At 42.7% G+C, this 14,876-nt stretch carries 17 protein-coding genes and 1 pseudogene; 4 read left to right on the forward strand and 14 right to left on the reverse strand.

What is annotated here, in order from left to right; all coding sequences use genetic code 11:
• Positions 1-8 precede the first annotated feature (8 nt).
• Positions 9-683, forward strand: a complete 675-nt coding sequence (locus ACIZ62_RS18745) for a response regulator transcription factor (protein WP_414151881.1) — start codon at positions 9-11, stop codon at positions 681-683.
• A complete protein-coding gene (locus tag ACIZ62_RS18750) occupies positions 659-1,990 on the forward strand; it encodes a sensor histidine kinase (protein WP_414150928.1) in 1,332 nt (443 codons plus the stop codon). The genes ACIZ62_RS18745 and ACIZ62_RS18750 overlap by 25 nt, the downstream gene beginning before the upstream one ends.
• 290 nt (positions 1,991-2,280) lie before the next feature.
• Here the strand turns inward: ACIZ62_RS18750 and ACIZ62_RS18755 are convergent, their stop codons facing one another.
• From ACIZ62_RS18755 to ACIZ62_RS18820, 14 genes and pseudogenes are all read right to left on the reverse strand, one after another.
• Entirely contained in the window at positions 2,281-2,877 is a 597-nt protein-coding gene (locus tag ACIZ62_RS18755) for a hypothetical protein (protein WP_414150929.1), read from the reverse strand.
• Between the two features lie 91 nt (positions 2,878-2,968).
• Positions 2,969-3,934, reverse strand: coding sequence for a DUF3658 domain-containing protein (locus ACIZ62_RS18760; RefSeq protein ID WP_414150930.1), 966 nt, complete (start codon positions 3,932-3,934; stop codon positions 2,969-2,971).
• 196 nt (positions 3,935-4,130) lie between these two features.
• Entirely contained in the window at positions 4,131-5,045 is a 915-nt protein-coding gene (locus ACIZ62_RS18765; RefSeq protein ID WP_414150931.1) for a ketopantoate reductase family protein, read from the reverse strand.
• A gap of 228 nt (positions 5,046-5,273) precedes the next feature.
• Positions 5,274-5,759 (reverse strand): hypothetical protein, encoded by a 486-nt coding sequence (locus ACIZ62_RS18770; RefSeq protein ID WP_414150932.1) that lies wholly within the window; start codon positions 5,757-5,759, stop codon positions 5,274-5,276.
• Between the two features lie 64 nt (positions 5,760-5,823).
• Positions 5,824-6,468, reverse strand: coding sequence for a GNAT family N-acetyltransferase (locus tag ACIZ62_RS18775; protein WP_414150933.1), 645 nt, complete (start codon positions 6,466-6,468; stop codon positions 5,824-5,826).
• A 161-nt stretch (positions 6,469-6,629) separates the two neighbouring features.
• Positions 6,630-7,781 (reverse strand): DUF924 family protein, encoded by a 1,152-nt coding sequence (locus ACIZ62_RS18780; protein WP_414150934.1) that lies wholly within the window; start codon positions 7,779-7,781, stop codon positions 6,630-6,632.
• Between the two features lie 41 nt (positions 7,782-7,822).
• Positions 7,823-7,990: pseudogene (locus tag ACIZ62_RS18785) on the reverse strand (MBL fold metallo-hydrolase); the annotation flags it as partial.
• Between the two features lie 54 nt (positions 7,991-8,044).
• On the reverse strand, positions 8,045-8,497 hold the full coding sequence (locus ACIZ62_RS18790) for a hypothetical protein (protein WP_414150935.1): 453 nt from the start codon (positions 8,495-8,497) through the stop codon (positions 8,045-8,047).
• Between the two features lie 54 nt (positions 8,498-8,551).
• On the reverse strand, positions 8,552-9,031 hold the full coding sequence (locus tag ACIZ62_RS18795; protein WP_414150936.1) for a DUF7000 family protein: 480 nt from the start codon (positions 9,029-9,031) through the stop codon (positions 8,552-8,554).
• 220 nt (positions 9,032-9,251) lie between these two features.
• A complete protein-coding gene (locus tag ACIZ62_RS18800) occupies positions 9,252-9,569 on the reverse strand; it encodes a DUF1016 N-terminal domain-containing protein (RefSeq protein ID WP_414150937.1) in 318 nt (105 codons plus the stop codon).
• Between the two features lie 825 nt (positions 9,570-10,394).
• A complete protein-coding gene (locus tag ACIZ62_RS18805) occupies positions 10,395-11,201 on the reverse strand; it encodes an MFS transporter (RefSeq protein WP_414150938.1) in 807 nt (268 codons plus the stop codon).
• Between the two features lie 24 nt (positions 11,202-11,225).
• Entirely contained in the window at positions 11,226-11,804 is a 579-nt protein-coding gene (locus tag ACIZ62_RS18810) for a flavodoxin family protein (protein WP_414150939.1), read from the reverse strand.
• Between the two features lie 260 nt (positions 11,805-12,064).
• Positions 12,065-12,544 (reverse strand): MarR family transcriptional regulator, encoded by a 480-nt coding sequence (locus ACIZ62_RS18815; RefSeq protein ID WP_414150940.1) that lies wholly within the window; start codon positions 12,542-12,544, stop codon positions 12,065-12,067.
• Positions 12,545-13,188: 644 nt separating this feature from the next.
• Positions 13,189-13,416: a ferredoxin family protein gene (locus tag ACIZ62_RS18820; RefSeq protein ID WP_414150941.1), complete on the reverse strand. Its 228-nt coding sequence runs from the start codon at positions 13,414-13,416 to the stop codon at positions 13,189-13,191.
• Positions 13,417-13,601: 185 nt separating this feature from the next.
• Between ACIZ62_RS18820 and ACIZ62_RS18825 the strand changes: the two genes are divergently transcribed.
• Entirely contained in the window at positions 13,602-13,982 is a 381-nt protein-coding gene (locus ACIZ62_RS18825) for an RrF2 family transcriptional regulator (protein ID WP_414150942.1), read from the forward strand.
• A 98-nt stretch (positions 13,983-14,080) separates the two neighbouring features.
• A complete protein-coding gene (locus ACIZ62_RS18830) occupies positions 14,081-14,692 on the forward strand; it encodes a class I SAM-dependent methyltransferase (protein ID WP_414150943.1) in 612 nt (203 codons plus the stop codon).
• Positions 14,693-14,876: the final 184 nt, after the last annotated feature.

The following is a 14,876-nucleotide window of genomic DNA, read 5'->3' on the forward strand; positions in this document are numbered from 1 at the left end:
GAGAGATGATGTCGAAAGTGTTAGTGGTCGATGATGATCTTGATATGCTGTCCCTGGTGCGTGCTGCCCTGGAAAAGGACGGCCACCTGATCGACACCGAAGCGGATGCCCTCGCCGTACAGCCTGCCCGGTGCCAGCAGTACGATCTGCTGCTGCTCGATGTAATGATGCCCGGCGAGGATGGCTTCTCCCTGTGCCGCCGGATCCGTGCCGAGGTGGATTGCCCGATCCTGTTTCTAACCGCTAAGGCGGAAGAGGCGGCCCTTGTCCAGGGCTTTGGTCTGGGTGCCGACGATTACATTAAAAAGCCCTTCAGTCTTGCGGAGCTGCGCGCCCGGGTAAACGCCCATCTGCGGCGGGAGGTACGTCAACCGACCCACACCCTGAGCCGAGGCGGTGTGCGCTTTGATATGCAGGCAAAAGTGGCCATCGCGGGCGAACACACACTGCCCTTTACCAGGGGCGAATACGCGATCTGTGAGCATCTTGCCCTGCACGCCGGACAGGTGTTTACCAAAGAGCAATTATATAAAGCGGTTTTCGGCTTTGAAGCTGAGGGCGATCCGTCGGCCGTTGCGGAGCACATCAAAAATATCCGGGCCAAGCTGAAAGCCGACAACATCAGCCCCATCGAAACCGTTTGGGGGGTGGGCTACAAATGGCGAAAAAACAGCGTTCTGTAAGCCTTTCCTTTGTACTTTTGCGTTTTGCCATTGTTATGCTTGGCGATATGCTGTTATGCTTCCTGATATGGCATAGCTACTTTGGGTGGCTTCAAAGCACCGACGTTATTTACCAGGGATACGTCTCCAACCAACAGGTGGAGCAAATGCTGGCCGGAGAACCAAAAACCTTTGTCTCTCCGGGTGACGATTTTTTGGCTGAGTACGCTTTGTTTGGCCAGAACGGCGACATGTTGGAAAGCAATGTGGAAGGTAAGAAACTGGCCGTCCTGACCGGGGTTTTACAGGAGAATACCGACAGCATCGATGTTTCGCAGCACACCTACGCGGATGGTAGCACCGTAATCTTTCACTGGTATTACCGGGCCGAGTTTGTCAACCCGATGCTACGCGACATCCTGCCGCCCTTTGAATACCTGTGGCTGGCCACACTTGGTGGGGCCTGTGTGCTTTGTCTGCTGTTTAACACCCTGTGGCTCCGGCGGCGTCTCGCCACCAAGCTGAAGCTGTTTGGTGAGGTAAGCGAGAAGGTCGGCGCGCAGGAGCTCGATTTTGCAATTCCCCACGCGGGCATCCGGGAGTTTGACCAGGCGCTCGGTGCGATGGAACATATGAAGGAAGCCTTGTACAGCTCCCTGTCCGCCCAATGGGCGGCGCAGCAAGAGCGCGAGGCGGAAATAGCAGCCCTCACGCATGATCTAAAAACCCCGCTCACCCTAGTGGGAGGTAACGCCGAACTTCTCCTGGATGAAGAACTGTCTGAGAGCAGCCGCAAAATGGTGGCAACAATTGTGGCCAGTAACGACCGCGCCAAACAGTATGTTGCCAGTCTGTTAGAAACCGCCGCCGGTGCGGATGAGGCCTTTGAAAACACCAGCCTGCCCGCCATGTTTGACGAGCTTTGCCAGCGCACAATGGCCACTGCCGAAGCCAAGAGGATTTGCCTGCACACCCAAAACGGTCTAGAGGGTGCTGCGCGGATTCAGAAAGACCATTTACTTCGCGCCCTCGGCAATGTGGTGCAAAATGCCATTGAGCATACCCAGGCGGGTAAAAACGTCTATTTGGAAGGCCGCATGGTCGATGGCGGCTGGCAAGTCACTGTCTGTGATGAAGGCTCCGGCTTTAGCAAGGCGGCACTACACCATGCAACCGAGCGCCTATGGCGTGGTGACGCAGCGCGTGGTGCCGATGGACACAATGGCCTTGGCCTCTGGTTTGCCGCACGCGTCGTAAAAACACACGCAGGGCAACTCGAACTGCGCAACGGCGATTCTGGTGGGGTGGTTACACTCACGTTTGGCTAAGAGGTATCAAAAACGCTCTGCTTAGTTTTTAATACTTATTATCTGCTCCCACCATCAAGCTGGGCTTAGTTGTTGGTCTGGCCATCTTCATTTCTCCCTGCATTTTTAATTATATTGTAACCTCTTAAATATGACAGCATAACGTCATATTATAAATAATACTTTTTAAAGAACTTAATCCGTTTGCTAATCCTCTTTTTGTGAAGACCAGTTTAGCGAAACCATCTTGAGCCATCGGTTTTTCCTTCTGCGTCACGGGCAGCTCCATGACCGGCAAGGATTTACTTTTTTTATGAAAATCGACAATTAAGTTCGTGCAGTGCGATCAAGGGACCCTCCGCATACGTTTCGTTTGGGTACAGCTTTTTCATTTCAAAGAATCGGTCCATCATCCATGAAATGCAGCCTTCTTCCCCTCTCAATCCAATAATAAGACAAATTAATGACTGCACATAAGGACTCCGGATCTCAAAATATTTTTCCTGCAGCAATAGCGAACTATTTCTTTGACTTTTAGCAAGAAAACGCATTGAATTTTCAATAAAAATATGATGATTACTGCGCAACAGTTTTTCGATCACCATCGGGAAGATCACTTCATCAAACGCCAAAGCCTTACTAATTAGCTCAACCTGATTCATCGCATCTATTTTCTTAGGAAAAAGCTGAAAGATCGCTTCGGGGTTTTGTTCTGACTTTATATGCTCATTCTCTTGCCTAATATGTTCAAGGCGTTCATTGCTTAAAAGTCCGTTTTTTATTATCATTTCATTCGCTACATCCTCAATCCCATCATATAGAAGATAGCTATAAACAAACTGCTGTACAGTATTTTTCAAACAGGGATTATCCCGAAAGAACTTTTTGGTTAGAATTTTGTTGGCCATTTACCCCTCTCTTTTTTTTGATAATATCTACTTTTTATTTCTTTTACATTGATGATGATTTTGCTCTACTGTCATACTCCTGGGGGGATCGTCAGTGAGTAACCTTTTTCAATACTCGATGATAGAATGGCATATCTTTGTCACCCCAAGTCACCGTTTCTAGTTTTCTGTCCTTGATCATTTCTTCTATGCGTAATGCAACCCATGAATCAGAAATCCCAAGTTGGTATTTACCGAGCACACGTCCAACAATCATAGCTTCATGAAATTTTTCGTCTTCAGCTTCAATTTCGCAACGGATAAAATCATCATAGAGTTTTTCAGACATACTAACCAACTGGCCATTAAGTACGGCTCGCAAAGGCGTGTTCTCTGCTTGAAGCGCCTGCCAATGAGATGCACAACATTGAATAAATACGGATGACACCGTCTTTTGAAAAGCAAAATACTGATACCATTCTTCTGGAGCTACTTCAGCCCAGCTATTTTTCTGCACAACATTTCCATTCCCGTCACATTCACATTCGGGAAGTTTTACAATCACAACTTGTCCATCGTTTACGTTCCACTGATTTAACTGACTCATAAACCAGTAAAGCCCACACATATCATCGGGCTGATTACTATACCAGACCCGGAAAGTTTCTCCCTTTGCCGCGCGCTCACGAACTGTCTTCAAATCTTCAATTGCCCTATTAACTATTTCTTTCGCAACCTGATGCTCCTGATCATTCGGATAAACACTAAATAAGTGTTCCAAGACCTGTTTCCGCTTGATACCGAGCCGATTTTCTGAAATATCTCCGATGCTCAGCAACAAATTGAACCCATAGATATCTGATGTTTTTCCATCCAAGGGAGTCGCATTATCCCACGCCATGCGTGCCTTTTCCTCAGCTTCCTTCCTGGCCGTTTCAATTTCCTCTTTACTTGGCTTACTTCCATCGGTATGACTTACAATAATGCTCATACACCCAACCGGGTATTTTCCTTCACCAAAATGCTGAGCTATTTTAAGACTTCCACAAGCACTATCGCTAAATAGGATATCTATCATAACCGTTAACCTCCAAATCGCTTATAAACCTATCGGCAAGACCAAATAACAACACCAGAAAAAGCATCCCTAATAAAAAGAACCCGTAATTCACTAAAATTATACATTAGCTTGATACTCCTGTTGAACTTTATTTAGAAAACATTATTCCCAACAAGGGGGATGGGTTAAGCGGCTGAGAAATTCAGCCGCACCATTAAACATAGCCCTTTTCAATGGCCATGATGTTGTCATAGAGCATGGCATTTACCGGGGTCTTGATCCCATGCTTTTGCCCAAGTGCCACCACCGTTCCGGAGAAAAGTGCCACCTCGCTGGGGCGTTTGGCTTCGATATCCTGCCGCATGGAAGGCTTTCCGGTATCACTCAGGGCATCCACCACGCCCAGCCAGTAGGTGATATCCGCCTCATCCAGTGCCACCCCTTCCTGCTTCGCCACCGGAATGACCTCGGCCATGGCGGCAATCATCAAGTCCCGTGCTTTACCGGGTTTCTTAACGCTACCAAAGTTCTGGCCATAAACTGAAACCACCTGATTAACCCCGACGTTTAACATAAACTTAGACCATATTTTGCGGTCCATCCGGTTATCGATCTGATAGGCGATGCCCGTCCGATTAAAAAACCGCTCCACCCGCATTACTTTCTCAGCGGGTTGATCATCCGCCCGATTGCCAAAACAGATCATCCCGGCATTGGTATAACTCAGGGCATTGCCTGATTTAAGGGTGTCCATCCCCTGGGCACAGGACCAGATCAGATTTTCTTCCCCAAAGGCTTCCCCAATAATAGCTTCACTGGTAATTCCATTTAATAGCGACAGCATCAGGGTATCCGGTCCGACACACGGCCGGACGGCCTCGATGGCATCGCTTAACCCATTTATTTTAACCGCAAAAATAATCAGATCGGCTTTTTGCGCCTGTTCCGGGGTTTTATAGTGAAACCGGCAGGGTACCCCATTACAGGATACGCCATTATTCTGATAGTTTTTAATCCGCTTTTCATCAGCGATGATGGTCAAATCGTCCCCGATTTTTTGGGCAATCTGGTCTCCGAAAAGAATCCCCAGGGCACCCAAACCAATGATGGCGACTTTTTTTATTTCCATGCTTACCTCCTTTTCTCAACCGGATCAGCCGATGTCACGTTCATGACATGGGGACGTTTTGTTTAACATAAATGAGCGATGTCCTTTACCTGAGGCGCAATAGCTTCGACTATACATTTCCATGTTCCCTTAGGTATATCATGTCCCATTCCTTCAATAGCTGATCTCACTTTTCTAAGGACAGTTCAGGTCACGCCTTAAGAATTCCTTGTTCTGTTACCAGAACGGCTATTCCTCATGCAGAAGCAAGGTAATCAGACTGTCAAGCTCCGTGTCATCGTTGCGCTTTACTGTTTTCTCTTTATCATTCGGATTTATTTCGTTGACATCTTTCTTTTCATTTTTCTTTTCACTTTCTACTTTGTTCTTATCCTGCTCCAACGCCTTATCAACATTATGAATCAGATTTTCCCATTCTTTCTCAGTAAAGGTTCGACTGCCGATCTGGTAAGTCAGCTCAGTTTCGTCATTTTCTAATTTTGTTTTCATTTCACGTATTTTATCTTGAATGATGCTCAGCATCTCAGTTCGTGTTAACTCTCTCTTCTCTGAACTGGTAGAGATATTTGATTGAATTGTCTTTTCAAGCGAATCAGCAGCCTGTGAAAAGGCTTCCGAAAAACTTACCCCCGAGGCGGTCATCGTGTTGTTTTTGTTAACCGCTTTCTGATATGATGTACCGGTATACTGGCTTTTAATTGATGAAACTATCATTTTTTCTCCTTTTAGCATGTTTTCTTTTTTTTAAAATTGCAATAATGTTTAACTACAAGCAAACTCACTGGATAATCGAATGGCTGAGAATAAAAAATGCTTCCTGACCGGGCTGATATTTTTTCTCCAGGCTTTCCAATCCCGCGTCAAAGCGCTCAGCTTCTTGTTCATCTATCTCAAATACAGGACTTTGATAGTAAACCCATTTTCTTCCGTCCAAGACTTCCGGTTTAAGTTCTTTTACCATCATTGCCGTCGGATATGTTCCGTTTTCAAGACAGATATTATACTTTTTGCAACTTTTAAAGCCGCGGCTTACATAATTATTCGGATTCCCAAATATTACAATCACATCATAACCAAGTGCAGCAGCCTGTTCAAAGGAATAATCCATTAGTTTTTTTCCATATCCCATTCTCTGATACTCTGGCAAAATGCAAACTGGACCGAACGTAAGGATGTCTTTTTCTTCCCCAGACGCATCAATTAGTTTTGTTTTCGTATACATGATATTCCCAATGATCTGATTATCAACTTCAATCACCAGATCCAACTCCGGCAGAAAGTCTTTGTGGGATCGCATAACATGCACTAAATAGTGTTCATCACACCCCGGAATGTATAAATTCCAAAATGATCTCCTTGTGATTTTTTCTACTTTCTCATAATCGGATTCTTCTTCATTCCTAATCTTAATTACTTTGTCCACGTATAACCATTCCTTTCGTTTTACTTTAACGGATTCTCAAAGTCTTTTTGTGCGGATTTGCCTGCACACCCAAAACAGTCTTTAGAGGGCTGCGCGGATTCAGAAAGACCATTTGCTTCGTGCCCTCGGTAATGTGGTGCAAAATGTCATCGAACATAATTTTAAAAACTGCTGCTCGGTTGTTTTAAAAATTCTATTTCCGCCGTAGTGGATTCCCGCTTCAGGATCTCATTACGATGCGGGAAATGGCCAAACTGATCAATGATCTGCTGGTGCTTTATTTCATATTCCAGGGTTGCCGGATCGCCCAGCGCTTCAAAAAGCGGCAGCGCTACTTGATGGATGTCCGCCGCTTCCGAATGCATAAACGGCATTAGCATAAACCGCTGCCAAGCCTGAGGCAATCGGTTAAAATCAGGATGACGAATGGCTTCCTGAGACAACACCAGGGCCATTCCATCCTGAGCAAAAGCCTTGGGATTGTCACGGTTTAGATTTCTGGAAAACTGATCCAGCAAAATAATCTCGGCCAGCCGTCCTGCGACGGTGTCCCGCCAGTCTGCTAAAAGACCATTGCAACCGGCAACCCAGTGATCATAAAAATTTGTTCTAATTGCCAAGTCGAAGGCTTCATTCTTCTGAAACCAGAAAGGCTGATTTTGGGGATCGAACCAGAAATCCAACACCGCTTTTGCATCGGGATGGATGCCCTGCGGCGACGAAAAGACCTGGTCCAAAATTTCGGTTTTCAGACTGGCACAGGCCCGATAAAGGGCGTTCGCTTCAGCCTGATATCGGTTTTGAAACGCTTCATCATGAATCAGCCTCAGATTGACATCAACGCCCGATTTTGATGCTGCCGCAGCCGCCTCAGCAAGATAGGCCCCGCCAACCAGATCCCCCAGTACTCTTGAAAAACTGCCTTTGATCACTTTTTCGATCTGATCAAGCAGGCTGTGACAATGCCTGAGAATCTGAATAAACGGTTCGGTGGCTCCTTTCATCGCGGTTTCATAAGCTTCCCAGTCACCCGCCTTATTCTTTGCATCTGCGATAACTTGTCCATAGGCCATCATATCCACATCAGCCAGCATCAGACAAGCCTGGCGAAGCTCGGCACCGATCGCAATGGATTCCATCAGTAATGGGTTATCCCCACTTTTTCTGAGACTGCCATCACAGGACATTTCCAGCAGCGCTGCTGCCATCGCCGCTGCTGTTGCTGCCGCACTGCCCGCTGCCGGTCCCGGAAAATCACAAACTGACATTTTTGTCAGATAATCCGCTACCGTTAATTCACTAATTTTATACATTTTAATCTCCAATCGATTATCTTTACCTAGTCGTAGATGGGCCAGTTTAGTTCATCCTCATGAGCGTAAAAAGCCGAAAAATCCTTATGACCGCCGATACGACCCCAGTGAACAGGAGTTGCCACAGCGGCAATCGGCTTGTTTGTCAACTTTATCACTTCGTCTTAAATATTGCAAATACCGAGGCCGGTATCAATAAGAAGGCTAATGAAAGTATAAGCATGAAATTATCGGTAAACTATTTATAAACTGCACCATGATAATTATTTATTGGTATTAGATTTTATTTTTTCCGCTAGCGTTTTTATACGCTTCAGAGCTCTGGGAAACCGGATATTAAATGTTTCTTCCTGTTCTTTTGGAACATCGGTTTTAACAATTAATGTCGTAACGCCGTTTTTTTCGGTAAGGGAATAACTCTCTGTCCCTCCTGTCCACTCTTTTTCGCGTTCCTGCTGTCCACTTTCTTTTGTGTCTGCACCGTGCCTGAATAATACAAACTCATTCGGATTAAGTTTCTCTACCAGATCTGTCACACCGTAACCACTTACCGATGATATAAATTGAATTTCATTTCCTTCTTTCATTACGCCCTTCATATATGTGCCTTCATCAATAATATTTGCCCAGTCACGGAATGTTATATCTTCCCACAGCGTTTCCCACACTCTTGCTTTAGCTGCATTTATTTCGATTGAGAATTGTATTTTTTTCATATTCCCTCCGTTTGCACATTCACCTTATCGTGCATAGTCAACATAGACTTTTTATTATATACGATTGATTATCGCAGCAACAAATTTCTCGACACCATGCTCAATCGTATTAATTAATTGAGCCTGATCTTCAAAATCAGGTGTACCTGTCAATATGCATTCTACGATTGCATCCTGATTATTTTCATCATGAAAGGCATTTATTTCCGCTAAAAGACTATTAAGTATCGATAAATGCGCTTTGGCAATATCGCGGTTCCGAGCCGAAAGCCATACTTCAAAGCTCCCTTTTTCATGTAAATACACAATCGCAATTTTTAAACCTTTTTCTTTTAGTGGCTTCGTACTCAAAGAAAAATAGGACATATCCAAATATCCCTGATAGATGTTGCTGACATCGTAATGGGGATATTTTTTGATAAAATTTGCTCTTAATTTACCCATAAACTCCAATATCCCTTTGTATGCAATTTGGATTTCACCCAGCCGTAACTGCTGAGTATACGCCGCTATTCGTTTATTAAGCGTTTTCATACTTTTGCCTCCAACAAATTTAATTTAGTTGTTTTGAATGTATAACCGGTGTTTGATCTAATCCTGAAAATTCAAGTACATATGGATCTCGAATAATATCTTTAGCATCAATTCCTTTTTCCAGTATTTGAATTTCATTTCGTACGCTATCTTTGTCTTGGCTAGATAACAACCTCTGATAATAAAAGCTATTTATTTGTCGCTCAAGTTATCTTGTACTTCAATTTGATTTCGCGTATTCGTCTAAATAGAACATTCGAGCTGCATCATTTCCAACCTTTAATAGCATTCTATAATGTGTCCAACTTAATTGGTCACGCAGTGCGTGACGTTTTGGAAAAGCATTATAAAATTGACGCATATATTTTAAATTCATCACAATATATCCCTTACCAAATTCCGCAGTCAATTTTTCAGATAAAAATTTCAATAAACCTTTTCCATACTCTGCACATTCATTTTCACCTTGTGTTTCATATATCTGTTTGCCAACATTCCAATAAGCTTCTATCATTGCAACCTCAACAGTAGAATACACTTTCTATTGTTGATTGTAAAATAAAAATGTAGAATTTTTGAATTAATAATATTCTAGCACAAAGTTACATCGTTTTCGAAAGTATTATCCGTCGAGCGAAAAAAATATTCTACTGATAACCATCCGTCCCAGCAGATTTAAAATGGTGCGATTTGATACAAACACTTTTCCAGACAGATTCCTCCAGATTTTCCAGCCACTTCAAAAAACTAAAAAAGACGACCCGAGTCCCGAAAAACCCAAATCGTCTCTATTCTCTATTTCTAAACCTTCCAGCTCAATAAGTTAAGTGGTTTTTCGGAGGTTTCACAGGCACCGTTTGTTAAATATGGGACTACCCTATATCAACGAAAACCATATTGTAGTTCAATATCAGAACTAGAAGCTGTTTATGATTACAACATTGGGGCTTGTATCGAGGATCGTCAGACAAACTTTACACAAGAGATGATGATTTCTCCAATATTCTGCTATTCCATCGTCATTGGAAAAATATTCGGATCACAACCTTCGCAGCCGTCGTCGGCCTTGCCGGCACACTGATTGTAGGACTTATCATGGGAAGTACGATTGGTCTGGTGCAGCTACTTAAAGTTCTTGCGCTTTCGCCGCTTATTTACCTTTCTGCGGGCGTGCTGTCGTCTATACCGGGACACCGGAATTAACGAGCGAGGTGCTGTTCAACCCCGCTGTGAACTTTGCCACGATTGTTACGCTGACGGTGGTTTGGTTGGTAATTGGCACGTTCTTGTTCGTCCAGTCAAAAAAGAACAGATGAGATAGTAAAATATACCCCCTTCATTACAGTTTTGATCAAGCCCATTATTACAGCGTGTCCGTATGTTGGTGCGTCTTTTGGGGGAGTAAGAAAACAAGTGGTACCATTAAAATAAAAATACCGACAGCAGACCAAAGTGCATATCTAATGCCCATAACAAATCCGGCAATTCCCGATGAATTTCCAACAGCGCCGAAAAAAATCGTACCGAGAATAGCAATACCGATACTGCTACCAACTTGCTGCATCATACTCAAAATACCGGAAGCCGATCCTGCATCCTGCTCAGGAACTTGTGAAAGACTAAAATCAGTAAGAGATGATACCAACATACCCATGCCCGCGCCAGCGATGAGGAGTACGGGGAGCAACTGCCAATTACTAAGAGAAGCACGGGCTCCGTGCAGCACAGATTCTACGCCTGCGATACCAATTGCACACAGGATTAACCCTAATACGACGACCTTCCGACCAAACTTAGGTGCCAATTTCATGACCGAAATCACTGCCATTACTGGAACCATGAGCGAAAACGGCAATGCGGTCAACGCCGCATACAAAGCCGTAAAACCTAACCCCATCTGCAAGTAAAAGGTAAAAATGAGAAAATAGCCGCTCATAGCAATCATAAATATGGTATATACCGATATCCCTCCAGTAAAGCTCTTAAATCGGAAAAGGTTCAGTGCGATTAATGGAGATTTATTTAGTTTTATACGGTGCTTCTCATAGGCAACAAAAAGGATAACAACGATGACCGCAACTACCATTGAAACATATGTCCAAACAGGCCAGCTCAAGCTATTTCCTTGTATCAGTGGATATATCAACAATATAAGTGAGGCCATCACCATTAGCGTACTGTGTTTTCCTCCATACTATTTCTGGTGTCCTTCCAATCCTAACGTTGAACCAAATTCCTTTAATCCAGTTCGGAGATCTTCTCTTTCATGCGCCGGTTTGCTTCGCAAATCGGTAACAATCGGTAACGCTGTAACATCGAACTCCAATACCTCAAACATGTGTTTCGTATAATCAGTGTAGACCTTGAACAGGCCGGCATCTGGATTCCCCTGATTAAACGAAAGAATCAGCTTTTGCTTTACGGCGTTTTCTTTGAAAAACGGAGAGAAGCGCGGAGAAAATCGGGCAAACAGCCTGTCGGTGAATATCTTCCCCTGGGCGCTCATCTGCCCCATGTAAATCGGTAAGCCTAAAACAATGGCTTCGGCATGTTCAAGCGCGTCATAAATTTTCTGCATGTCATCCTTGATAACACACCCCTGATCACTCTTGTGGCAGGCCCAACAACCGCAGCACGGTTTGATATCAAGATCACTGAAACCAAAGGTACTCGTTTCGGTACCCTGTTCCTTCGCACCTTCGAGTATTTTGTTTACAATAAAGGCGGTGTTGCCTTCTTTACGCTGACTTGCGATAATTCCAATTATATTCATGCTTTTACCTCCTTGCAGATCGGGTTTGCTTCCCGCTTGTTCCATAGATTGTGTATTCATTATAGTGTCTCATCTCGCAACGAAATTATTGTTTCCCTGTCAACATAACCATCATATCACTTTATTGTTTCCTTGTCAACATTAATAGCGGCAGTAAAGTGCGCAAATCTTAAGACGCAAAAAAATACAGCCCATCTTCGATAAGATGGACTGCCAATGATTTCATATTCCTTAATGTATTTCAATGAGAACCTGCAAAACTATAGGTTATCAGACTTCATATCTACACCCAGTTTCTTTATTTCCGCGTCCAAATGCATATTATACTTTTCCGCGAAGCCGAGTATAACATCAATCTGTTCCTCGGTTATCTGTTCAAAAAAGGGTTGATCTCTATTCTCAAACTCTCTGTGCATTTCTTTATGGATGTTGCAAATCATTTTCCCTTGCTCGGTGAGTCTAAAATAGACTTCTTTCTTGTTATCCGGCTTCTGATAACTTTCTATAAGCCCTTTTTTTACGAGCTTCTTTGTTAGTTTACTTATGGCACCTCTGGTCATATTAAAGGACTCCGCCAGCTTTGTCACGTTGGAAGCTTCATCATCTCCGATATAAGCGATACAATGTATTTCAGAAGGATTATAACCCATAAGACTGTCTTTCATCTTATAACTATCCAGCCACATTTTCTTTTTAAATATGTCCCATAAACCCATCATGGCCTGTTCTTCTTTGTTCATGAACTATCCTCCCACTCTTTGACATTTCAACAACATTATATTAATATATTGTATCCTCGTCAACAATGTTTTGGAAGTTGTTGTTTAAGTTGACCTAAAAACTCTGGCTCATATTTATTCACTCATGTTCGTTGACTAAATTGCAGCATTTCTCAAGCTATTTTTGTTTGCGCAAATTGGCTGTTATAAATGTCCGTGTAGGTGCGTTCATGCCCATGAGTTCCTTGTGGTTTCCGGTTTTCACCATATCCTCATTGACAGAATCGAATTTCCAGCTTGCTGTATACCTGCATCACTGTAGCTGCAATTGTCGAGATAGCCGCCAAAGTAATCATGAAACCGCTTTTTAAAGATAAGCCGCGAACCGCTTAATCGTCCCCCACATATTTTTGGTTTTTTGAACAATTTTGCCTTTAAAGCCCACACTTTCAGTATTTTTCTTTTTCATGCCGCTTTCTCCTCCCGATAAAACTGAGAATCTATGATTTCCTGATAGACAGAATTCGTTTGAAAACCGAATAATTTTACAAGTAGCTTTATAGATGATTCATATTATTTTTCGAATCCGACTTTTTCGGAGGTTTCACAGGCACCGTTTGTACGTTTGTACGATCGCTAGCGACAAGTGTTTGAAAATCCCAAGCTTACAGGTTTGGCGATACCCAACCAGTCTCATCACCGAAATAGGTAATTGATCCATTGGGACACAAATTACCGCATCCATGACACTGGTCAACACACCCCTCCGGGTAAACAACATGGGCAGCTGGCGCTTTCTTCTTATCATATACATCATGGGTGCATTTCGCAGTGCAGCTGCCACAACTAACGCAAGAATCATAATCAATAACGGGATACCAATTTTTTGCCATTTTTAATCTCCTATCTACTTTTTAGTCAACTACATTAAACTACAAAAAGGCTTAAGAATCAACCGATAATTTTGAAGAATCGACTATTAATTATGCGCTTATTAAAAAGGTTATTGACATTTCTAAACTTGTTGCGTATAATCAAAGACAAATACAGTCTGTATTTTCTTTATGGAGGAATAATTATGAAATATACGAAAGCAACGAATTATGCTTTGCATATAATGGCCTATTTCATTAAGCAAGAAGGCAAGAACAATTTTAGTCTTCAGCCATTAGCGAGTCATATGAATATATCACCTACCTACCTGTCCAAGATACTAACCCAATTAGTAAAGGCTGACCTTATTCAGTCTACTGCTGGCGTAAATGGTGGCTATAGTCTTAGAAAACCTAAGACTGAAATTAGCTTCTATGACGTCATTCAAGCCATTGAAGGCAGTGGCGCTCTTTTCACTTGTGAAATGGACGAGAACCGTGCATGCCCAATCGAAAAGGTTATGAGAGACGCTGAAGCGAAAATGGTGAACGATCTTAAAGAAAAACGGTTTTACAACATTGTCTAAAAGATGAGCTAGAAACTCATGCAGTTTTAACTGCTCATTTTTTTTAACGCAATCACAGATAAATACAGTCTGAATTATATTTTATAGGAGGTTTTATTATGAATCATAACCACAACCAACAGGATCAAAAATTTTTAACCAAAATGGCTTTTTTAGATAGCCAGCAAAGAGAGCGTCTCATCCCACCAGAAGTTCTTATAAATCAAATGCCCATTCATAACAACCAGACGCTACTTGATGTGGGCGCTGGTTCAGGATTTTTTACGATTCCGATGGCAAAGCGGACAATCAATAAAGTCTATGCCATGGACCCTGACAAACGCATGCTCAGTGTCATAGAAGCCAAAGCGAAAGAAAAAGGACTTCATAACATTGAACCGCTTCAAGAGACTATTGAGAATTTAAGTCTTCAAAATGACAACATTGATTTTGTTATGGCTTCTCTAATCCTTCACGAAGTAAAGTCACTGACGATAGCGCTCACCAAAATATTTGAAGTGCTATCCGTCGGCGGACACTTATTATGTCTTGAATATGAAAAGGACGATTTGATTATAGAAGGCCCGCCCATGTCCATTCGTATTAAATCAGAGGAACTCGAAAAAATATTGTTAACCATTGGCTTCGACATTGTGGAGAAGACTAAAATTAATGATGCTATTTATACTGTTTTGGCAGTTAAAACCGAGAAGAAAATGAATTATCTATAAAGCTACTTGCAAAACCATTCGGTTCTCATATGAAAAAGGATACTAATTCGACTGATTCACAAAATTCGATCAATATTTTCAACGTGTTTTACAAGCTGAGTTAGCACTATTTCACTTTTTCTTGAATCATTTAGTTTTTCGAAGGTTACACAGGCACCGTTTGTCCCGTTTGACTTAACACAAA

Source organism: Acetobacterium carbinolicum, assembly GCF_047456275.1.
GTDB classification, from domain to species: Bacteria; Bacillota; Clostridia; order Eubacteriales; family Eubacteriaceae; genus Acetobacterium; species Acetobacterium carbinolicum.